Here is a 20882-nt window from a genome sequence, read left to right on the forward strand (position 1 = left end):
CCGGTCTCCTGGGGCGTGGCGCTGCGCCACGTCAAAAGCGATAAGGGTTCGGGCGACCGCTTGGCCGCCGATTGCGCGTTCCTATCCGTGATCGGCGCGAGATTGTCAAGGAAGGCGCCGATCAACGGTGCGGCGATGGCGGCACATGCGCCACCCGCCAGCCCACCACGGCGACGTAGACGGCGAACAGCGCCGCGAGGGTCAGCGCGTAGCCGTGCGGGTCGAGCGCGTCCATGCCGACGCCGGTCAGCGGCGGGCCGAGCGTGAGCCCGACGCTGTAGAGCATCACGAAGGCCGAATTGGCCGCGGCGAGCTCCGCGCCCCGGAAACGGGCGCCGAGATGGGCGAGGCCGATCGTGTACATGCCGCCCGCCGCGCCGGTGGTGAGGAACACCGCCGCGGCGATGCTCCACCCCTGCGCGGGCAGCAGCGGCAGCACCGAGACGCCGATCAGCCCGGCGGTGGCGGAGGCCAGCAGCAGGCGGCGGCGGTCCATGCGGTCGCTGAGGATGCCGAGCGGAATCTGGAACAGCACGTTGCCCAGCACCGCGATGGTCAGCAGCAGGGAGGCGTCGACCTCGCTGAGCCCGCGCCTCAGCCCGTAGATCGGCAGGAAGCCGAGCTGCGCCGTCTCGACCGCCCCGAACACGAAGGCGGCGAGCGTGGCGGACGGGGCGAGGCGCAGCAGCGCGAACACGCCGGTGTGGCTCTCGCTGGTGATCTCGGGAGCCTCCGCGGCGCCGATGAACACCGGTATGGTGCCCGCGAGGAAGATCGCCGCGCCGATCAGGTAGGGCGTCCAGCCCTGGATCCCGACGAGGCCGAGAATCGCCGGCCCCGCCGCAAATCCCAGCGACAGCACGGTGGCGTAGATGCCCATGATCAGGCCGCGCTTCTCCGGCGGGGAGGCGGCGTTGATCCAGAACTCGCTGACGACGAACAGCACGCACAGCGCGGCGCCGAAGGCGAAGCGCAGCGGGAACCACAGGGGGAACCAGCCGGTCGCCTTGAAGCCGATCAGGCTCGCCATCGCCAGCAGGATCGCCCCGATCAGCATGGTTCCGGCGCCGAAGCGGCGCACCATCGCCGGCATGAACGGCGCGGTGACGATGGTGGCGATGCCGCCCATCGCGGTGTTGAGGCCGATCCAGGTGCGGGCGATCCCGCGCGATTCGAGTTCGATCGACAGCAGCGGGATCGACAGGCCGAGGCCGATGCCGACGACCGAGATGGCGCCGATCGCCGCGGCGATCGAGCGGGTGTTGCTGCCGACGGCGGATGTGGGGGCATGCATGGCGACGCTCTGCGGTGGCGACGGCCTCCGCCGCTTCCGGGGGACTGCGGAGGGCGCCACCTCGACCCTCCGCTGCGCCGGCTTCTATCGCCAATGTGCCGGGGAGGAAATCAGCCGCACGGTGGATACGCTCGCCGGCGCGCCGATCGCGCCCGGCTGTGGCGGCGGCGACACCCGGACGGGCGGTTCAGTCGAGCAGTTCGCGATGGAACCGGCCGGCCCGCATGAAGAAGAACGGGACCGGCAGGCGCGGATGGGCGCCGGCGTCGAGACGGGCGGCCACCTCGCCGAGGATGGCGCGGGTGATGCGGTGCACCTCGGCCTCCATCGCCTGCGGCAGGGTGAGCCAGGCGAGTTCGACGAGTTCGCGGTCGGGACCGGCCATGCCGTCGACGCGGTGGGCGATGCCGCGGGCATCGGCCATGAAGAAGCGGGTGTCGAAGCGGCGCGACCGGCCGGGCGGGGTGATGGCCCGCGCGACGAAGGCGAGCGATTCGAGGCTCGGATAGAGCCCGGCGGCGCCGAAACCGGCCCAGCCCCCGGGCAGGGCGGGCGGCGGCCCGGCCTCGCGGGTGCCCAGCAACAGGCCGGTCTCCTCATAGGTCTCACGGATCGCGGCCAGGGCCAGCGCCCGCGAGCGGGTCGGGCTGGGGCGCACGACGCGCGCGGCAAGGCGCCGCTCGCTCTCGCCATCCAGGGCGCCGAACACGGGAACGCGGCGGTCTTCGGGGTCGACGCGGCCGCCGGGGAAGACGAAGACGCCGGGCATGAAGGCCTGTCGCGGGTTGCGGCGGCCCAGCAGCACGCGCGGCTGGCGGCCGGAGCGATCGATCAGCACCAGCGTCGCCGCATCGCGCGGACGCAGCAGGGGATGGCCGAGGTCGCGCTCGACCCGCGAGAGCTCGTCGGAGACGGTCATCGCCCGTATCAGGCGCGCGCGGGCGAGGCGGCCGGTGCGCCCGGCGGAACCGGGTCGTACTCGTCGCTCGCCGGGTCGAAGCCGTGCATCCGCAGCGCCCACTGGTAGCCGACCAGCGCGCCCTTGACGGGCGGCAGCAGCACCAGCGCGAGGATCAGGGTCAGCGGCAGCCAGACCGCCATGTGCAGCCATTGCGAGGGATGCCACGCCATCTCCACCGCCAGCACCAGCGGCACGATGATGTGGCCGACGATGGTGATGACCATGTAGGGCGGCGCATCGTCGGCGCGGTGGTGCCAGAGTTCCTCGTTGCAGGAGGGGCAATGCGCCTGCGTCCGCAGATAGCTGGCGTAGAGCGATCCCTCGCCGCAGGCCGGGCAGCGCAGGCGGAAGCCGCGCTTCATGGCGCTGCCGACGTTGCGGGGAGGGGTCTCGGCGGGGGTCTGGCTCATCGGCGTCCTCTTCCGCGCGGCGCGGAGGGGCGACCGCGCACGGGGCCGCGGCGCTTGCGGCCTCCCCCCGCTACATAGGAGCCTTCGGTCAAAAGCTCAAACCGCAGCGCGCCGGCGACGGGGGCGGCCTCGACCAGCTTGACCTCGACCCGGTCGCCGAGGCGGTGCATCTCGCCGCTGCGCTCGCCGATCAGCGCGTGGCGGCCCTCGTCATAGGCGTAATAGTCGTCGCCCAGCGTGGCGGCGGGGATGAAGCCGTCCGCGCCGGTGTCGTCGAGCGCGACGAAAAGTCCCGCCTTGGTGACGCCGGCGATGCGGCCCCGGAACACCGCGCCGATCTGCTCGGCCATGTGGTGGGCGATGAGCCGGTCGATGGTCTCGCGCTCGGCCGCCATGGCGCGGCGCTCGGCGGCGGAGATGCGGGCGGCGGTCTCGGCGAGTTCCTCGCCGGTGGTGCGCTCGGGCAGGCCGTCAGGGCCGAAACCGAGCGCGCGGATCAGGGCGCGGTGCACGATCAGGTCGGCATAGCGGCGGATCGGCGAGGTGAAGTGGGCGTAGCGCTTCAGGTGCAGGCCGAAATGGCCGTAATTCTCGTTCGCATACTCGGCCTGCGCCTGCGAGCGCAGGATCACCTGATTGACCAGCGGGGCGAGCTCGGTGCCCTCGACGCGGGCGAGCAGCCCGTTGAAGTGCGAGGAGCGCACCGTGTCGATCTTGGGGAACTTGATGTCGAGCGTCTGCAGGAATTCGCGCAGCGCGGCGATCTTCTCCAGCGTCGGCGAGTCGTGGACGCGGTAGACGAGGGGGATGCGCTCGGCTTCCAGCGTCTCGGCGGCGGCGACATTGGCGAGGATCATGAACTCCTCGATCAGCCGGTGCGCGTCGAGCCGCTCGGGCACGATCACGCGGTCGACGGTGCCGTCCTCCTTCAGCAGGATCTTGCGCTCGGGCAGGTCGAGTTCCAGCGGCTCGCGGGCATCGCGCGCCTTCTTCACCGCCGCATAGGCGGCGTAGAGCGGGCGCAGCACCGGCTCCAGCAGGGGCTCCGTCACATCGTCGGTGCGGCCCTCGATCGCCGCCTGCGCCTGGGCGTAGGCCAGCTTGGCGGCGGAGCGCATCATGACGCGGTGGAAGGTGTGGCTCTTCTTGCGCCCGTTCGGGCCGATGACGAGGCGGACGGCGAGGGCGGGCCGATCTTCCAGCGGGCGCAGCGAGCACAGGTCGTTGGAGATGCGCTCGGGCAGCATCGGCACGACGCGGTCGGGGAAATAGACCGAGTTGCCGCGCACCAGCGCCTCGCGGTCCAGCGCCGAGCCGGGGCGCACATACCAGGCCACGTCGGCGATGGCGACGGTGACGACGAAGCCGCCTTCGTTCGACGGATCGGCGTCGGGAACCGCATGCACCGCGTCGTCATGGTCCTTGGCGTCGGGCGGGTCGATGGTGATCAGCGGCAGGTCGCGCCAGTCCTCGCGGTGGGCGAGGGTGGCGGGGCGCGCGGATTCCGCCTCCGCCAGCGCCTCGCGGCGGAAGACGTGGGGGATGCCGTGGGCGTGGAGGGCGATCAGGCTGACGGCCTTCTCGGTCGAGATCGACCCGAGCCGCTCCTTCACCTTCGCGGTGGGCAGGCCGAAGGCGTGGTGGCGCAGGATCTCGACGGCCACCAGATCGCCGTCCTTCGCGCCGCTGTCGGCCCCGGGTGGGATGGCGAATTCCTTGCCCATATTGCGCTTGTCGACCGGGATCAGCCGGCCGCCGGCCTCGCCCATCGCGCGGTAGATGCCGAGCACCTGACTGCGGGCCTTGTCGATGACCTTGAGCACGCGTCCCGTGTGCAGGATCGGCCCGCCCGGCTCGGGAATCTCCTCGGTCTTCAGCAGCACGCGGTCGCCGATCGCGGGAGCGGGGCCGGACAGGCGGCCGCGCCGGGCGAGCTTCACATAGATGCGCGGCGGCTCGCCGTGCTCGTCCTCGTCCCAGTCGATCGGGGTGGCGATCAGCTCGCCGTCCAGGTCGCGCTCGACCACTTCGGCCATGACCACGGCGGGGAGGGCGCCGGGCACGTGCAGGCGCCGTCGGCGGCGATCCACGATCCCCTCGTCGGCGAGTTCGCGCAGCATCTCCTTCAGCGCGATCCGCTCCTGCCCGTCGAGCCGGAAAATGCGCGAGATCTCGCGCTTGCCGACCTCCCCGCCATGCAGGGCGATGAAGGCGGTCAGTTCTTCCTTGCTGGGCAGGCCGGCCTTGGGCGGTGGGGCCGGGGGCGCGGCGCGCTTGGAGCGGGAGGCGGACTTGGGAGGCTTGCGCACGTATCGATGATCCCTGAAAGGCTGATACAGGCTAGAGCCTTTCACCGGCGGAGGGAAACCGGGCAGCGGTGCCCCGGTGAGGAAACCGCCGGAGCGCGCGGAAATCGCTTGAATTCGCCGTCGCGCGCGCCATGTTGCGCACGCCACGACAGCGGGGGCGCTGCGAAGGCAGGACACATCATGGACGCCCGAACTGCGGGGGGCGGTACGGACTCACGCCCGACACTCAGCCACACCGAGATACGCACGATCGTCGTCGGCATCATGCTGGCGATGTTCCTGAGCGCGCTCGACCAGACCATCGTCGCGACGGCGCTGCCGACCATCGGCATCGCCTTCAACGATGTCGCCAATCTCTCCTGGGTGGTCACGGCCTACCTGCTGACCGCCACCGCGGTGACGCCACTCGCCGGAAAGCTCGCCGACATCCACGGGCCGCGACCGGTGCTGCTGGTGTGCATCGCCGTGTTCCTGATCGGGTCGGCGGCCTGCGCGCTGGCGCCGAGCATGCTCGGGCTGATTCTCGCCCGCGGGCTGCAGGGGGTCGGCGGCGGCGGCCTCATCTCGCTGGCGCAGACCATCATCGGCCTGCTGGTGGCCCCGCGTGAGCGCGGCCGCTACCAGGGCTATTTCGCCGCCGTGTTCATCAGCTCCAGCATTGCGGGGCCGGTGCTCGGCGGCTTCTTCGCGCAGCACCTGCACTGGTCGCTGATCTTCTGGATCAACGTGCCGCTCGGCCTGCTGGCGGCGGGCATGAGCAACCACGTGCTCAAGCGCCTGCCGCCGCATGGCCATCGCCACCGGCTCGACATCGAGGGCGCGCTGCTGATGTGCGCGGCGACCGCGGCGCTGATGCTGGCGCTGAGCTGGGGCGGAAACCGGTTCGCCTGGGGGTCGCTGCCGATCCTCGGCCTGATCGCCGCTTCCGTGGTGCTGTGGGTCGGCTTCGGCCTGCGCATCTCGACGGCGATCGAACCGCTGCTGCCGTTGAGCGTGCTGGGCAACCAGGTCGTGCGCACGGGCGTCACCGCGGCGGCCTTCGCCATGGGAACGCTGATCGGCCTGTCCATCACCGTGCCGCTCTACCTCGAGGCGATCCTGCGCTTTTCCGCCACGCAGTCGGGCCTCGCCATGATCCCGATGATGACGGGCGTGGTGTGCGGCGCAACGCTGGCCGGGCGCCTCATGGGCCGCATCGTCAACTACAAGCGCATTCCCTATATCGGCCTGTCCTTCGGCATCGCGGCGCTGATCGTGCTGACGATCCAGCCGAGTGGCCTGCCGATCGCGGTGATGATCCCGCTCACCGGCGTCGCCGGCATGGGGCTCGGCACGGTGCTGCCGGTCACCACCGTGGCGATCCAGAACGCGGTGCCGGTGGTGCAGCTCGGCACGGCGACGGCGGCGATGAACTTCTTCCGTTCGCTCGGCGGGGCGGTGCTCACCGCCGGCTTCGGCGCCATCGTGGTCGGCATCGCCGGCGCCAAGGTCGGCCATGGTGAGGTGCTGGCGACGCTTGTCGAGGGCAGCGACGCCCTTGTCGGCGCGTTCCGCTGGGTGTTCGCGGCGGCCGCGATGTCGCTGGCGGCGAGCCTCGTGGCGGTGATCCTCATGGAGCAGCGCCCGTTCCGCGCCACCGTCGGCCACGCGCCGCCGGTGGAGTGAGCAGGGGCGGCCTTCGGGCCGCTCCTTTATGGGACGAGGGCCGCCGCCGCCCGTGTCGGTTCAGGAGGATGCGGCCTTCTTTGTCGTGCGCTTGGCGGGGGCCTTGGACGTTGCCGACTTCCCGGCCGCCGCTTTCTTCGCGGCGGGCTTCTTCGCCGCGCCGTCCGCCGCCTTGGCAGCCGGCGCCTTCCGCGCCTTCACCGGTGCGGAGCCGCCCTTGGCGTTGATCAGTTCGAGCGCCTGCTCGAGCGTCACGCTGTCCGGGTCCATGCCCTTGGGCAGGGTGGCGTTGACCTTGCCGTGGTTGACATAGGCACCGAAACGTCCGGGCCGCACGGTGACGGCGCCGCCATGTTCGGGGTGGTCGCCCAGCGCGCGCCCCGCCGGCGCGCCGCGCCGCCCGCCCGGACCCTTGCTCTGCTTGTCGGCGATCAGCGCGATCGCGCGGTTCAGCCCTATGGCCAGAACATCGTCACCGGCGTCGAGATTGGCGTAGGTCTTCCCCGTCTGCACATACGGGCCGAAGCGGCCGATGCCGGCGAGAATCGGCTCGCCGGTCTCCGGGTGCCGGCCGATCTCGCGCGGGAGCGAGAGCAGGGCGAGCGCCGTCTCGAGGTCGACATCGGCCGGCGCCATGCCCTTGGGCAGGCTGGAGCGCTTCGGCTTCTCGCCGTCCTTGCCCTCGCCGAGCTGGAGATAGGCACCGAAGCGGCCGTCGCGCACCGTCACCTCGAGGCCGCTGGCGGGATCGGTGCCGAGCACGCGCGTGCCGCCGGCGGCGGGGGCGTCGGCATCACCCTCGCCCTGCACCGCGAGCGGGCGGGTGTATTTGCACTCGGGATAGTTCGAGCAGCCGATGAAGGCGCCGAACTTGCCGACCTTCAGCGACAGCCGTCCCGTGCCGCAGGTCGGGCAGGTGCGCGGGTCGGTGCCATCCTCCTTCGGGGGGAAGATGTGGGCGGTCAGCATCTCGTCGAGCGCGGAGATGACGTCGGAGACGCGCAACTCCTTGGTTTCGCCGATGGCGGCGGTGAAATCGCGCCAGAAGTCGCGCAGCACCTGCTTCCAGTCGAGATCGCCGGCGGAAATCTCGTCGAGCTTTTCTTCGAGATCCGCCGTGAAATCGTATTCGACATAGCGGTGGAAGAAGCTCTGCAGGAAGGCCGTGACGAGACGGCCCTTGTCCTCCGGCACGAGCCGGCGCTTGTCGAGCTTCACATATTCGCGGTCGCGCAGCACGGCGAGCACGGAGGCATAGGTGGAGGGACGGCCGATGCCGAGCTCTTCCATCCGCTTGACCAGCGAGGCTTCCGAATAGCGCGGCGGTGGTTCGGTGAAGTGCTGGTCGGCGGTGATGCCCTTGCTGGCCAGCGCCTCGCCGGCCGACATGGCGGGAAGGCGCTTGTTCTCCTCGTCCTCCTCCTCGTCGTCGCGACCTTCGCGATAGAGGGCGAGGAAGCCGTCGAACTTCACGACGGAGCCGGTGGCGCGCAGTTCCAGCGCCCGCCCGCCGGCGTTCGCCTCGATATCGACCGTCGTGCGCTCGAGTTCCGCCGATTCCATCTGGCTGGCGATGGTGCGCAGCCAGATCAGCTCGTAGAGCTTGGCCTGTTCCGGCTCCAGCGCGCGGGCGACGTCCTTCGGTCGCCGGGCCATCTCGGTCGGGCGCACCGCCTCGTGCGCTTCCTGCGCGTTCTTGGCCTTGGCGGTGTATTTGCGCGGCGCGGAGGGGACGTAGCGGTCGCCATAGTCGCGGCCGATCACCGAGCGCGCGGAGGCGATCGCCTCGGGCGCCATGTCGACGCCGTCGGTCCGCATATAGGTGATGAGGCCGACCGTCTCGCCGCCGATGTCGACGCCCTCGTAGAGCCGCTGGGCGATGCGCATGGTCTGCGCCGGGGCGAGGCCGAGCTTGCGGCTGGCTTCCTGCTGCAGCGTCGAGGTGGTGAAGGGCGGGTAGGGGTGACGGCGGGCGGGCTTGGCCTCGACCGAGGTCACCTTGAAGGCCGCCTGCTCCAATGCGCTGCGGAAGGCCGCAGCTTCCTCCGCCGTGCCGACATCGAGGCGGGTGATCTTCTTGCCGTCGGCGCCGACGAGGCGGGCCTCGAAGGTGTCGTTGCGCGGCGTTGCCAGCAGCGCGGCGATCGACCAGTATTCGCGCCGCACGAAGGTCTCGATCTCGCGCTCGCGGTCGCAGACGAGGCGCAGCGCGACGGACTGCACGCGCCCGGCCGAGCGGGCGCCCGGCAGCTTGCGCCACAGCACCGGCGAGAGATTGAAGCCGACCAGATAGTCCAGCGCCCGGCGGGCGAGGTAGGCGTCGACGAGGGCCGCGTCGATGGTGCGCGGGTGCTTCATCGCCTCGGTGACGGCCTGCTTGGTGATGGCGTTGAAGACGACGCGCGAGACCGGCTGGTCCTTCAGCGCGCGCTTCTCCTTCAGGATCTCCAGCACGTGCCAGGAGATCGCCTCGCCCTCGCGGTCGGGGTCGGTGGCGAGGATGAGCCCGTCGGACGACTTCACCGCCCGGGCGATATCGGCGAGGCGCTTCTGCGCCTTCGGGTCGACATCCCACAGCATGCGGAAGTCCTGCTCGGGATCGACCGAGCCATCCTTGGCCGGCAGGTCGCGAACATGCCCGTACGAGGCGATGACCTCGTAGCCCGGACCGAGATATTTGTTGATCGTCTTCGCCTTGGCAGGCGATTCGACGATGACGACCTGCATGCGCCCGCCGTGTTGCTGGAGAAAGGGCCCCGCCCCTGGAGCGGCCGGAAAATGGGGTAGCGAACCCCCGCATGTCAAATGGCGAAATGCAGTTCGGCCGAAAGTTCAGCGATGCGGCCCCGTTTCGACGCACCTTCATGCCGCCCGGCGGGAGGAATGCCTGATTTCTATTTTAGGTTGTATTTACTTTATAACGCAACCTTTGTTATGTTCCCCGCATACTGTCAGCACATTGGCCAATCAGATGTTTTTTGACGAGGACGCATCGTCGCCGGAGGCCGTCGCCCGTCGGCGCGAGACGGCGGACTATATCGGCTCGCTGGTGGGCGAACTGGCGACACTGGCCGCCGCGCACCGCCTGACGACGCTGCGCTACCTGCTCGAGATGGCGCGTCAGGAGGCGTTCGAAGTCGCGAGTCTGCTGCCGGAAGCCGCTCCCGGGGCATCCGGCGGGGATTGAGGGTCAGAGGAGCGAGACCCGCCCGCCGCCATGGCGTTCCAGACGGCCGGCGAGATCGAGCTCCAGCAGGATGATCTGGACCGCGGAGGCGCTGGCGCCGGACATGCGGACGATGTCGTCCACGGCGACCGGTACCGGCCCCAGCAGCTCCAGCACGCGGCTGCGCTCGTCATCGCCGGGATCGCGCATGTCCGGATCGAGGCGTTCGGGCTCTTCCATCGCGGGTGGCGTCTCCCGACCGATCAGGGGCGCCAGGGCCTCGATCACGTCGGCGGCTTCTGTGACGAGGGTCGCCCCCTGCTTGAGCAGCCGGTTGGTGCCGGCGGCACGCGGATCCAGCGGTGACCCGGGCACGGCGAACACTTCGCGGCCCTGCTCGGCGGCGAGGCGGGCGGTAATGAGCGAGCCCGACCGGTCTGCCGCCTCGACGACGACCACGCCCAGCGAAACGCCGGAGACGAGGCGGTTCCGGCGCGGGAAGTCCCGGGCGCGCGGCACCCAGCGCATCGGCATCTCGGAGATGATCGCGCCTGTTTGCGCGATGCGCTCCAGCAAGTCGACGTTCTCGGGCGGATAGGGGCGGTCGTGGCCGCCGGCCAGCACGGCGAGCGTTCCCGCCGACAGGCTCGCCTCGTGCGCAACGGCATCGATGCCGCGGGCGAGGCCGGAGGCCACGATCCATCCCGCCCGACCCAGTTCCGCCGCCAGCCGCGCGGCGATGGTGCGCCCGGCCGCGGAAGCGTTGCGCGAGCCGACGATGGCGACGATTGGAGCGGTCAGCAGTTCCGGGCGGCCGCGGACGGCGAGGAGGGGCGGCGCATCGTCGAGGGCGCGCAGCGCCGGCGGGAAATCGGGTTCGCCGAGCGCGACGAAGCGCCCGCCCATCCGGCCGAGGGCCTCGATCTCCGCATCCGCCTCGGCGGCTGATGGCACGCGCGGGGGCAGCAGCCCGCCACCGCGCCGCGCGAGGCCCGGCAGCGCCTCGATCGCCGCGCCGGCCCCGCCGAAGCGGTTGATCAGCGTGCGAAAGGTCCGCGGGCCGACATTCTCGGTGCGCAGCAGGCGCAGCCAGTCGCGGCGCTGTTGCTCGTCGAGGCGCACGCCGCCGGCCATCTGAACTCCACCCGGAAAAGGATACCGGACACGACCTTAGCGTGTGCCGCGGCTTTTCCAAGCGCCGGAAGACCTGCTGCGTCGATTATTACCGTAGCGGCAGGCGGCGCCCCCGGTGCCGCGGCTCACGCCTTGCTGCCGATCTTGCCTTCGGTGCCCGCCATCAGTCGCTCGATGTTCTCGCGATGGGTGATCCAGATCATCGCGGCCAGCAGCGCCATCAGGGCACCGACGGTGATGTCGCCGAAGATGAGCGTCACCGCCGCGGCGGCGACGCTGGCCGCGAGGGCGGAGAGCGAGGAGTACTTCGTCAGCTTGGCGCTGACGAGCCAGACGACCGCGAAGGCCGCCGCTGCCGGCCAGTACAGGCCGAGTGCCACGCCGAGGAAGGTGGCAACCCCTTTGCCGCCCTTGAAACGCAGCCAGACGGGGTAGACATGGCCGAAGAAGGCGGCGAGGCCGGCATAGACGGCCGGCTCCCCGCCGAGGAAATGGCGGGCGATCAGTACCGCGGCCGTGCCCTTCAGCGCGTCGGCGAGCAGCGTGGCCGCCGCCAGCCCCTTGCGCCCGGTGCGCAGGACGTTGGTCGCCCCGATATTGCCCGAGCCGATGGTGCGGATGTCCTGCGTGCCGGCCATCCGCGTGAAGATCAGCCCGAACGGGATGGATCCGAGCAGATAGCCGAGCACGACGGCGAGAATTCCGGGCAGGTACGACACGGCTTCGCTCATGACTTCGATCCGCCCCGCTCGGCCCTGCCCATCACGGCGTCAAACGTACTCATACACCGTGCGGCCGGCAACGAGGGTGCGCACCACGCGCCCCTCGAAGCGGGCCTCGTCGAACGGCGTGTTGCGGCAGCGCGACTTCAGCGTCGCGGCATCGAGCAGCCAGGCTTCGTCCGGTGCGATGACCGCGATGTCGGCCGGGGCGCCGGGGCGAAGCGTGCCGGCTTCGAGGCCGAGCAGCTCGGCGGGGCGCGTGGACATGGCGCGGACCAGCGTCATCAGGTCGAGCTGGCCCGCATTCACCAGCCGCAGCCCGGCCGCCAGCATCGTCTCGAGGCCCACCGCGCCGGCGGCGGCCTCCGAGAAGGGCAGGCGCTTCACCTCGACGTCCTGCGGGTTGTGGTCGGAGACGACCACGTCGATCAGGCCCTCCGCCAGCGCCTCGACCAGCGCGACGCGGTCGTCCTCCCCGCGCAACGGCGGCTCCAGCTTGAAGAAGGTTCGGTAGCCGACGACGTCGCGCTCGTTCAGCGTCAGGTGGTTGATCGAGGCGGAGGCGGTGACCTGGAAGCCCTCGTCCTTGGCCCGGCGCAGCACCTCGAGCGAATCGCGGCAGGTGAGGGAGGCGGCGTGGTAGCGCCCGCCGGTCATGGCGGTGAGGCGCACGTCCCGCTCGAAGACCACGGTTTCCGCCGCCTTCGGCACCCCGGCGAGGCCGAGGCGCGAGGCGAGTTCGCCTTCATTCATAACGCCTTCGCCGGTGAGGGTGGCGTCTTCGGTATGGTGGACGATGAGGGCGCCGAAATCGCGCGCATAGACCAGCGCCCGCCGCAGCACCTGCGCGGAGGCGATCGAGCGGTTGGCGTCGGTGAAGGCGACCGCCCCGGCCTCGCCGAGGCGGCCGATCTCGGTCATCTCGCGGCCGGCGAGGCCCTTGGTCAGCGCGGCCATCGGATGGACGCGCACGATGGCGGTGTCGCGGGCGCGGCGCCGCACGAAATCGACGATGGCCGGTTCGTCGATCACCGGATCGGTGTCGGGCTGGCAGATGATGGTGGTGACGCCGCCCGCCGCCGCGGCCTGGCTCGCCGAGGCCAGCGTCTCGCGGTGCTCGGCGCCCGGCTCGCCGATGAAGGCGCGCATGTCGACGAGGCCTGGGGCGACCAGAAGCCCTCTACAATCAACGACTTCGGCGCCGTCCGGCAATCCCGCCGCGGCCAGTCCCGGGGCGATGTCCTTGACGACACCGTCGCCGATCAGCACGTCGCCGACGAGGTCGAGATCGCGCGAGGGATCGAGGATGCGCGCATTGGCGAGCAAGGTGGGGCGCGGGTCAGACATTGGGCAGGTTCCGCGAGAGGGCGTCGAGCACCGCCATGCGCACCGCCACGCCCATCTCGACCTGTTCGCGGATCAGCGACTGGGCGCCGTCCGCCACCGCGGAATCGATCTCGACGCCGCGATTCATCGGGCCGGGGTGCATCACCAGGGCATCGGGCTTGGCGTAGCGCAATTTTGCTTCGTCGAGGCCCCAGTAATGGAAATATTCCTTCACGGAGGGCACGAAGGAGCCGTTCATCCGCTCGCGCTGGAGGCGCAGCATCATGACGATGTCGGCGCCCTCCAGCCCCTCGCGCATGTCGCGGTAAACGGCGACGCCGAAGCGGTCGATGTCGCGGGGCAGCAGCGTCGAGGGGCCGATGACGCGGACATTCGCGCCCAGCAAATGCAGCAGCAGGATGTTCGAGCGGGCGACGCGGGAATGAAGGATATCGCCGCAGATACAGACGGTTAGGCCTTCGATGCGGCCTTTGTTGCGGCGGATGGTGAGGGCGTCGAGCAGCGCCTGCGTCGGGTGCTCGTGGGCGCCGTCGCCGGCGTTCACCACCGCGCAATCGACTTTGCGCGCCAGCAGTTCGACCGCGCCCGAGGCGGAGTGGCGGACGATCAGCAGGTCGGGATGCATGGCGTTCAGCGTCGCCGCGGTGTCGATCAGGGTCTCGCCCTTTTTCACCGAGGAATTGCCGACCGACATGTTCATCACGTCGGCGCCGAGCCGCTTGCCGGCCAGCTCGAACGACGACTGGGTGCGCGTAGAGGCTTCAAAGAACAGGTTAATCTGCGTCCGGCCGCGCAGCGTCGCGCGCTTCTTCTCGACCTGGCGGTTGAGGGTGACGAACTCCTCGGCGAGGTCGAGGAGGCTCGTCGCGTCGGCGGCCGACAGCCCGTCGATGCCGAGCAGGTGGCGGTGCGGGAAGCTGAACGGGGGAGGCGGGTTCGATGTCATATCGAAGTCGGCTGGATAGACGCAGCCGGCCCCCTCCGCAAGCGCGATGACGCGATGTCCCATACAAATGCATCCGGCCTTCCGGGTGCGATCGGGAGTGACCGGTCGGTGCGGTGAGGTGGACGATCAGACCGATCGGTGCGATCGCACCGATCGGACGACGACTGTGTCGCGTCCGCCGGAATCGCGCCACCGGCGTCCCAATGATGCCCCAGAATGATCACCGTCCATTCAGAAGGCATTCACCGCACCGGCCCGAGACTCCACCCGATCCCGCCCTCTCGGCGGTCAGTTCGGAGTAGGTTCCATGACGGGTCTTCTCATTCACCGCGCGGCTGCGGCGCTCGGGCTGGCGGCGACGCTCGCCGCGGTGTCGCTCACCCCCGCCTCGGCGCTGCCTCTGGCCGGCGGGGCCGTTCCCGCCACCCCCGCAAGCATCGAGCAGGTTCGCTGCGACGGCTGCTGGATCGCGGGCGGCATCGCCGCCGGCGCGCTGGCGGGCGCGGCGATCGTGAATTCGCAGCGCCCCTATTACGGCGGCGGCTATTATTACGAGGAGCCGCCGGTCGCCTACGCGCCGCCGGTGGTCTATGCCGCGCCGCCGCCGGCCTATTACGCCCCGCCGCGCTATTATTCGAACCGCTGCTGGGTGCAGACCGGCCCCTATCGCGGGCAGGGCTACTGGGGCCGCTGCTAGGGCCAGCGTCGGTCGGGGGCGCTTACAGCACGCCGACGAGGGCGATGATCAGCGGCAGGCTGACGGCCGATAGCAGCGTCTGCACGGTCAGCATCTCGGCGAGCAGCGGCGCGTCGCCGCCCATCTGCCGCGCCAGCACGTAGCCGTTCGGCGCCGAGGGCACGGCGCAGGAGATGGCGACGACGAGCAGATCGACGCCGCGCACGCCGCACATCTGACCGATGGCGATGCCGAGCGCCGGCATCGCCAGCAGCTTGAGGCCGGCCGACAGCCAGGTGACGGGGCGCGGCCGGCGCAGATTGCCGAGCTGGAGCCCCGCGCCCACCACCAGCAGGCCGAGCGACAGCGAGGCGCGGCCGAGAATGTCGCCGAAGCTCATCAGCGCGGTCGGCACAGGGACATCGAGCGCGTTGAGGGCGATGCCCACGGCGCAGGCCCACACGTAAGGGTTGCGGCCGAGCTGGATGAGGATCCGCCGCAGGCCCGGATCGGTGTCCGCGGCATAGCGCGCCAGCACGACGACGCTCAGCACGTTGACCGCCGGAATGATCACGGCGATGCCGACCGCCGCCACGGCGAGCCCGGCCGTGCCGGCGAAGCTGCCGGCGACGGCGAGGGCGATATAGGTGTTCCAGCGCACCGATCCCTGCAGCAGCGAGGTGAAGCTCGGCCCGCTCAGCGCGAGGCCCCGGCAGATCGCCACCCGCCCGCCGAGCAGGGCGGCGGAGACGATGGCGATGGCACCCAGCAGCGCCGTCGTCACCTCGACCACCGCGACCTCGCCGAGGTCCGACTTGGCGATGCTGACGATGATCAGCGCCGGAAACAGCACATAGAAGGTCAGCCGCTCCAGCGCCGCCCAGTGCGCCTCGTCGCGCAGCAGCACCCGCCTGAGCACGGCGCCGAGCGCGATGATCAGGAAGACCGGCAGCAGTGCGTCGACGAGGATCGCGGCCATGGCTCAGCCCGGCGCCGCCAGGTGGCGCAGCCGGTCGATCGCGCCCTGCAGGATGAAGGCGGCGGCGTGCTGGTCGATGACCGCGGCGCGCTTGGCGCGCGAGACGTCGGCGGCGATCAGGTCGCGCTCCACCGCCATGGTCGACAGGCGCTCGTCCCACAGGGCGAGCGGCAGCTCGGTCAGGCGGGCGAGGTTGCGGGCGAAGGCGCGGGTCGACTGGGCGCGCGGGCCCTCGCTGCCATCCATGTTCACCGGCAGGCCGATGACGATGCCGACCGCGCCGCGCGCCGTGGCGAGGGCGAGCAGGCGCGCGGCATCCGGCGTGAACTGCTTGCGCTGGATGGTCTCCACCGCGGCCGCGAGGCGGCGGTCGGGATCGCAGCTCGCCACCCCGATGGTCTTGGTGCCGAGATCGATGCCGATCAGCGTGCCGCGTGCCGGCAGGATGGCGGCGGCCTCGACGAGGGGGAGGATGAGAGCGCTCATGCCGATCGCGGTTAGCACGCGGCGCAGGGCCGGCCAACCCGCCCGTGCGCCGCCGCCGTGCGGAACCGTTTTTCCACCCGCGATTTGTTGCCGGGCGGCTTGCCGCGGGAGCCGCGAGCCCTAATCTCGCCCGGGGAAAAACGCAGGGGAGACGACTGCATGAAGATCACCTGGTACGGCCATTCCGCCTTCCGGCTCGATTTCGCGGACCGGGTGGTGCTGATCGACCCGTTCTTCTCCGGCAATCCCGGCTTCACCGCCAGCCGCGACGTCGCGGTGCTCGGCACCACGCATATCCTGCTCACCCACGGCCATCCCGACCATGTCGGCGACACCCTCGCCATCGCCGAGGCGACCGGGGCGACGGTGGTGGCGAATTACGACCTGTGCATGTGGCTGGCCTATAAGGGCCTCAAGACATTCGATCCGATGGGCATCGGCGGCACCACGCAGCAGGACGGCTTCACCGTCTCGCTGGTCAATGCCATCCATGCCTCCGGCGATTTCGTCGACGGCCAGACGCTGGCGCTGGGCAATGCGGGCGGCATCATCGTCAAGGCGCCGGGCCAGCCGGTGGTCTGGCACATGGGCGACACCGAGATCTTCTCCGACATGGCGCTGATCGCCGAGATCCACAAGCCGGAGGTGGCCATCGTGCCGATCGGCGACCGCTTCACCATGGGGCCGGAGACGGCGGCGCTGGCGGTGAAGCGCTATCTGCCGGGGCTGAACATCATCCCCTGCCATTACGCCTCGTTCGGCCTGCTCGAGCCGAATGCCGAGCGTTTCGTGACGCTGGTCGGCGAGGAGGCCACGGTGCGGGTGCTGGAGAACGGCACGCCGGCGGAGTTCGGGCGGCTCTAGGCGTCCGATCCGGCGCGTGCGGCGACGGCCTCGCGCACGGCGAAGGCCTGCCGCACCAGCGCGATGGCGATGAAGGCCTCCATCGCCTCGGCGAGCCGGGGCTCGGCGAGGAAGCCGGCGCCCTCGGCACGGCGGGCGAGGCGGCTCTGCGCCGCCTTGTCGAGAATATCGGTCACGTGCGAGCGGGAGAGGCGGAAGTCGCGCGCCAGCCGCGCCACGGGCAGCGGCGTGCCCGCCGGCATCGCCTCGTACAGCGCGAAGGCGACCAGCAGCCCGCCGTCGCGATCGGCGAACAGGCGCAGCGCCGGAACCTCGTCGCCGATCCGCCAGCCGGCGCGGAAGGGGCGCAGCAGCGCGGCGACGAAGGCCGCGACGAAGCGCTCCTCGTCGAGCCGGGCGAGGCCGATCGCGGCTTCCGGCAGGGCGGGGGCGGCCGCGGCGAGGATGGCCCGCCAGCGCTCGCGGTGGATGTCGATCAGCCGCGAGGTGACCGCGAGCCGGCGCCGCCGGCCGTCGCTGTCGGGCGCCGGCGCGACGAGGCCGAGCAGGCGGGCGGCGGCGAGGATGGCGGTGACGCGGCCGGGGCTGCACAGGCCGAGCGCCCCGGCCTCCGCCTGCAGCCGGCCGACGGTGAGGCCGGGCTGGTCGGCCGGCTCGAAATGCAGGTCCAGCATCAGCAGCGCCACCACGATGCGGGCGCGGTCGTTCAGCAGCCGCGCCAGCAGCCGGTTGGCGCGGTAGCTCTGCCCGAGTTCGCCGGCGGTCCGGCGGGCGATGGCGGAAAAGTCGGCGCGCCCGCGCAAAGCCGCGCGGGCGGCGGTCTCGGCGGGCGAGATCACCGGTGCGGCCGGCGTGGGGAACGCCGCGGCGAAACCCATTATTTACCCTCTGCGAATCGGACCAAGAATCGACATTGTGCCGGTTCAGCGTCCTCCCACTATGCCCCTCGTTTCCGAAGCGGAACACAGGGGGAGGATTCGATGGCATCGATCATGGTTAGCGGCGTCGGCCGCGGACGGTGGATGCTGCGCGGCGCGGCGGCGCTGGCGCTGCTGGCGGCGCCGTTCGCGCTCGGCGGCGGCAGCGCGTCGGCCGCGGTGATCTACTGCACGGGCCCCGGCTATCCGGTGGGCTGCGTGGTGCGGCCGACGGCGCCGGTGGCGCGCGCGGTCGTCTACTGCACGCGGCCCGGCTACCCGGTCGGCTGTGTCGGCGCGCCGGTGGCCGCCCCGGCGGCGCGCGCGGCGGTCTACTGCACCCGCCCGGGCTATCCGGTGGGCTGCGTCGGCGGGGTCGGCGCGCCGGCCGCCCGCGCGGTGGCGCGGCCCGGCCCGGGCGTGAACATGGGCGGGCCGGTCAACCGTCCCGGCCTGCGCTGAACCAACCCATCACCCAAGGAGGATGATCCCATGACCCAGACGAAAACCGCCCTGACCCGCGGCGCTGCCAGCGCCCTCTGCCTCGCCGCCCTTCTCGCGCTCGGCACGGCCGCGCGCGCCGACAAGGCGGCGGGCGATGCCTGCGCTGCCTCGCTCAACGCCAGCGGCAAGGCGATCTACGCCGCCACGCTGCCGGGGCTGTCGGCCTCGACCGACCTGAGGGCCGCCGTGACGGCGAGCACCCGCTCGCTGGTGCAGGCCGGCAAGGTCTCGATGGGCGATGCCCGCCCCGCCGCCGAGGCGGCCGGGCAGTGCCTGCAGCTCGCCCGCTCCTGATCGCGGCGCCCGGCCCGGCGGCGCGACGATGTCGATGTGACGCCGCCCGGCGCGTTGCCGGGCGGCGCGGCAGCCTGCTATAGGGCGGGCGGCTTCAATTCGTTCATCGGGAATTCGCATGTCGGTCGATCAGGCGACGGTCCGGCGGGTGGCGCATCTGGCGCGCATCGCCGTGACGGAAGACGAGGTGGCTCACCTCCAGGGCGAGCTCAACGCCATCCTCGCCTTCGTCGACGAGCTGGCCGAGCTCGACGTGACCGGCGTCGAGCCGATGACCAGCGTCATGCCGATGACGCTGCGCCTGCGCGAGGACGCGGTGACCGACGGGCATTGCCCGGACAAGGTGCTGGCCAACGCGCCGGCCGCCGATGACGGCTTCTTCACCGTCCCGAAAGTGGTGGAGTGAGCCCGATGACCGATCTCACCCGCCTCTGCCTCACCCAGCTCCGCGAAGGGCTCGGCCAGGGCCATTTCACCGCGCTGGAGCTCACCGACGCCTATATCGGCGCGATCGAGCGGGCCGGCCACCTCAACGCCTACATCACCGCGACGCCGGACAAGGCGCGGGAGATGGCGCGGGCCAGCGATGCCCGCCGCGCGGCCGGCACCGTGGGGGCGCTGGAGGGCATCCCGCTCGGCGTTAAGGACATGTACGCCACCGATGGCGTGCGCACGACCGCCGCCTCGCGCATCCTCGACAATTTCGTGCCGCGCTACGAATCGACCGTCACCGCCAATCTCTGGCGCGAGGGCGCGGTGCTGCTCGGCAAGCTGAACAATGACGAGTTCGCCATGGGCTCGTCGAACGAATCGAGCGCCTTCGGCCCGGTGGTGAACCCGTGGCGGCGGCGCGGCTCGCAGGCGCCGCTGGTGCCGGGCGGCTCGTCGGGCGGCTCGGCGGCGGCGGTGGCCGCGCATCTGTGCGCCGCCGCGACTGCGACCGACACCGGCGGCTCGATCCGCCAGCCGGCGGCCTTCACCGGCACGGTCGGCATCAAGCCGACCTATGGCCGCTGCTCGCGCTGGGGCATCGTCGCCTACGCCTCCTCGCTCGACCAGGCCGGCCCGATCGCCCGCACGGTGAACGACGCGGCGATCCTGCTGAAGGCCATGGCCGGCTTCGACCCGAAGGATTCGACCAGCGTCGACCTGCCGGTGCCGGACTACGAGGCCGCCGTCGGCACCTCGGTGAAGGGCAAGCGCATCGGCATCCCGCGGGAATACCGCGTCGAGGGCATGTCGGCCGAGATCGCGAGCCTGTGGGACAAGGGCGCCGACATGCTGCGCGATGCGGGCGCGGAAGTGGTCGAAATCAGCCTGCCGCACACCAAATACGCGCTGCCCTCCTACTACATCGTGGCGCTGGCCGAGGCCTCGTCGAACCTCGCCCGCTATGACGGCGTGCGCTATGGCGAGCGCGTGCCCGGCCGCGACATCGTCGAGATGTACGAGAAGTCGCGCGCGGCGGGCTTCGGCGCGGAGGTGCGCCGGCGCATCATGATCGGCACCTATGTGCTCTCGGCCGGCTATTACGACGCCTATTACGTCCGCGCCCAGAAGGTGCGCACGCTGATCAAGCGCGACTTCGAGACCGCCTTCGCGGCCGGCATCGACGCGGTGCTGGCCCCCGCCACCCCGTCGCCCGCCTTCGGCATCGGCGAGAAGTCGGGCGCCGATCCGGTGGAGATGTATCTGCAGGACGTGTTCACCGTGACGCTGAACATGGCCGGGCTGCCGGGCCTCTCGGTGCCGGCGGGGCTCTCCTCGGAAGGCCTGCCGCTCGGCCTGCAGCTGATCGGCCGCCCGTTCGAGGAGGGCACGCTGTTCGCCCTCGGCCAGGCGGTGGAGGAAGCCGCGGGCCGCTTCGAGGTCGGCGAGCGCTGGTGGGAGTGATGAGCCCGCCTCTGCCCGAGAACGAGCGTGCGCTTGCTCCGCTCCGGGCGGAGATCGACGCCATTGACCGGGAACTGGTGGCGCTGCTGGCGCGCCGGCTCGGCGTGGTCGAGAAGGTGATCGCGGTCAAGCGCGCCGAGGGAATCGCCGCGCTGCTGCCCGAGCGCATCGAGGACGTGGTGACGAAGGTCCGCGCGCAGGCGCAGGCCAACGGCACCCCGCCCGACCTCGCCGAGACGCTGTGGCGGGCGATGATCGAGTGGGTGGTGGCCTATGAGGAGGAGCGGCTGGGGTGAGGGGGCCTCGGTCCGGCCG

At 71.0% G+C, this 20882-nt stretch carries 21 protein-coding genes; 9 read left to right on the forward strand and 12 right to left on the reverse strand.

The features are described 5' to 3' along the window. Nucleotides 1–121: 121 nt before the first annotated feature. The 4 genes from ACEUEL_RS06310 to rnr form a co-directional block, all read right to left on the reverse strand. The gene (locus ACEUEL_RS06310) at nucleotides 122–1294 is read right to left on the reverse strand and encodes an MFS transporter (protein WP_405703279.1); all 1173 of its coding nucleotides are present in this window, start codon (nucleotides 1292–1294) and stop codon (nucleotides 122–124) included. Between the two features lie 187 nt (nucleotides 1295–1481). Continuing rightward, a complete protein-coding gene (locus ACEUEL_RS06315) occupies nucleotides 1482–2213 on the reverse strand; it encodes an NUDIX hydrolase (RefSeq protein WP_405703281.1) in 732 nt (243 codons plus the stop codon). 8 nt (nucleotides 2214–2221) lie between these two features. After that, the gene (locus ACEUEL_RS06320; RefSeq protein WP_405703284.1) at nucleotides 2222–2665 is read right to left on the reverse strand and encodes a DUF983 domain-containing protein; all 444 of its coding nucleotides are present in this window, start codon (nucleotides 2663–2665) and stop codon (nucleotides 2222–2224) included. Beyond that, on the reverse strand, nucleotides 2662–4974 hold the full coding sequence (rnr, locus tag ACEUEL_RS06325; RefSeq protein ID WP_405703285.1) for a ribonuclease R: 2313 nt from the start codon (nucleotides 4972–4974) through the stop codon (nucleotides 2662–2664). Before rnr ends, ACEUEL_RS06320 begins: the two co-directional genes overlap by 4 nt. Before the next feature lie 180 nt (nucleotides 4975–5154). Between rnr and ACEUEL_RS06330 the strand changes: the two genes are divergently transcribed. Beyond that, on the forward strand, nucleotides 5155–6639 hold the full coding sequence (locus ACEUEL_RS06330) for an MDR family MFS transporter (RefSeq protein ID WP_405703286.1): 1485 nt from the start codon (nucleotides 5155–5157) through the stop codon (nucleotides 6637–6639). Nucleotides 6640–6699: 60 nt separating this feature from the next. Here the strand turns inward: ACEUEL_RS06330 and topA are convergent, their stop codons facing one another. Next, nucleotides 6700–9366 carry a type I DNA topoisomerase gene (gene topA, locus ACEUEL_RS06335; protein ID WP_405703289.1) on the reverse strand — a complete coding sequence of 889 codons (2667 nt, stop codon included), beginning with the start codon at nucleotides 9364–9366 and terminating at the stop codon, nucleotides 6700–6702. Nucleotides 9367–9610: 244 nt separating this feature from the next. Here topA and ACEUEL_RS06340 point away from each other — a divergent pair, with 244 nt between their 5' ends. Beyond that, nucleotides 9611–9826 carry a hypothetical protein gene (locus ACEUEL_RS06340; RefSeq protein WP_405703292.1) on the forward strand — a complete coding sequence of 72 codons (216 nt, stop codon included), beginning with the start codon at nucleotides 9611–9613 and terminating at the stop codon, nucleotides 9824–9826. A gap of 3 nt (nucleotides 9827–9829) precedes the next feature. Here ACEUEL_RS06340 and dprA read toward each other — a convergent pair whose 3' ends face one another. The 4 genes from dprA to ACEUEL_RS06360 all read right to left on the reverse strand — a co-directional run bounded on the left by dprA (nucleotide 9830) and on the right by ACEUEL_RS06360 (nucleotide 13954). After that, the gene (dprA, locus tag ACEUEL_RS06345) at nucleotides 9830–10939 is read right to left on the reverse strand and encodes a DNA-processing protein DprA (protein ID WP_405703294.1); all 1110 of its coding nucleotides are present in this window, start codon (nucleotides 10937–10939) and stop codon (nucleotides 9830–9832) included. A 125-nt stretch (nucleotides 10940–11064) separates the two neighbouring features. Further along, nucleotides 11065–11670, reverse strand: coding sequence for a glycerol-3-phosphate 1-O-acyltransferase PlsY (gene plsY, locus ACEUEL_RS06350; protein WP_405703297.1), 606 nt, complete (start codon nucleotides 11668–11670; stop codon nucleotides 11065–11067). A 39-nt stretch (nucleotides 11671–11709) separates the two neighbouring features. Next, nucleotides 11710–13008, reverse strand: coding sequence for a dihydroorotase (locus tag ACEUEL_RS06355; protein WP_405703299.1), 1299 nt, complete (start codon nucleotides 13006–13008; stop codon nucleotides 11710–11712). After that, nucleotides 13001–13954, reverse strand: coding sequence for an aspartate carbamoyltransferase catalytic subunit (locus ACEUEL_RS06360; protein ID WP_405706596.1), 954 nt, complete (start codon nucleotides 13952–13954; stop codon nucleotides 13001–13003). The genes ACEUEL_RS06355 and ACEUEL_RS06360 overlap by 8 nt, the downstream gene beginning before the upstream one ends. A 307-nt stretch (nucleotides 13955–14261) precedes the next feature. On the opposite strand from ACEUEL_RS06360, the gene ACEUEL_RS06365 reads away from it, so the two are divergent. Next, nucleotides 14262–14651, forward strand: coding sequence for a hypothetical protein (locus tag ACEUEL_RS06365; protein ID WP_405703301.1), 390 nt, complete (start codon nucleotides 14262–14264; stop codon nucleotides 14649–14651). 22 nt (nucleotides 14652–14673) lie between these two features. On the opposite strand, the gene ACEUEL_RS06370 is transcribed toward ACEUEL_RS06365, so the two are convergent. Together ACEUEL_RS06370 and ruvX are read right to left on the reverse strand one after the other, a co-directional pair. Next, nucleotides 14674–15609, reverse strand: a complete 936-nt coding sequence (locus ACEUEL_RS06370; RefSeq protein ID WP_405703302.1) for an AEC family transporter — start codon at nucleotides 15607–15609, stop codon at nucleotides 14674–14676. Between the two features lie 3 nt (nucleotides 15610–15612). Continuing rightward, entirely contained in the window at nucleotides 15613–16095 is a 483-nt protein-coding gene (gene ruvX / locus ACEUEL_RS06375) for a Holliday junction resolvase RuvX (protein ID WP_405703303.1), read from the reverse strand. 159 nt (nucleotides 16096–16254) lie between these two features. Here ruvX and ACEUEL_RS06380 point away from each other — a divergent pair, with 159 nt between their 5' ends. Then, nucleotides 16255–16959, forward strand: a complete 705-nt coding sequence (locus tag ACEUEL_RS06380) for a metal-dependent hydrolase (RefSeq protein ID WP_405703306.1) — start codon at nucleotides 16255–16257, stop codon at nucleotides 16957–16959. Here the strand turns inward: ACEUEL_RS06380 and ACEUEL_RS06385 are convergent. Continuing rightward, complete coding sequence (locus tag ACEUEL_RS06385; protein ID WP_405703307.1) at nucleotides 16956–17837, reverse strand: hypothetical protein; 882 nt, start codon at nucleotides 17835–17837, stop codon at nucleotides 16956–16958. The genes ACEUEL_RS06380 and ACEUEL_RS06385 overlap by 4 nt on opposite strands. A gap of 102 nt (nucleotides 17838–17939) precedes the next feature. Between ACEUEL_RS06385 and ACEUEL_RS06390 the strand changes: the two genes are divergently transcribed. From ACEUEL_RS06390 to ACEUEL_RS06410, 5 genes are all read left to right on the forward strand, one after another. Beyond that, nucleotides 17940–18338, forward strand: a complete 399-nt coding sequence (locus tag ACEUEL_RS06390) for a hypothetical protein (RefSeq protein WP_405703308.1) — start codon at nucleotides 17940–17942, stop codon at nucleotides 18336–18338. 30 nt (nucleotides 18339–18368) lie between these two features. After that, a complete protein-coding gene (locus ACEUEL_RS06395) occupies nucleotides 18369–18674 on the forward strand; it encodes a hypothetical protein (RefSeq protein ID WP_405703310.1) in 306 nt (101 codons plus the stop codon). Nucleotides 18675–18792: 118 nt separating this feature from the next. Continuing rightward, complete coding sequence (gene gatC, locus ACEUEL_RS06400; protein ID WP_405703312.1) at nucleotides 18793–19080, forward strand: Asp-tRNA(Asn)/Glu-tRNA(Gln) amidotransferase subunit GatC; 288 nt, start codon at nucleotides 18793–18795, stop codon at nucleotides 19078–19080. Between the two features lie 5 nt (nucleotides 19081–19085). After that, nucleotides 19086–20567 (forward strand): Asp-tRNA(Asn)/Glu-tRNA(Gln) amidotransferase subunit GatA, encoded by a 1482-nt coding sequence (gene gatA / locus ACEUEL_RS06405; RefSeq protein WP_405703314.1) that lies wholly within the window; start codon nucleotides 19086–19088, stop codon nucleotides 20565–20567. After that, nucleotides 20567–20863 (forward strand): chorismate mutase, encoded by a 297-nt coding sequence (locus ACEUEL_RS06410; protein WP_405703317.1) that lies wholly within the window; start codon nucleotides 20567–20569, stop codon nucleotides 20861–20863. Before gatA ends, ACEUEL_RS06410 begins: the two co-directional genes overlap by 1 nt. Nucleotides 20864–20882: the final 19 nt, after the last annotated feature.

The organism is Ancylobacter terrae (assembly GCF_045108345.1).
GTDB lineage: Bacteria > Pseudomonadota > Alphaproteobacteria > Rhizobiales > Xanthobacteraceae > Ancylobacter.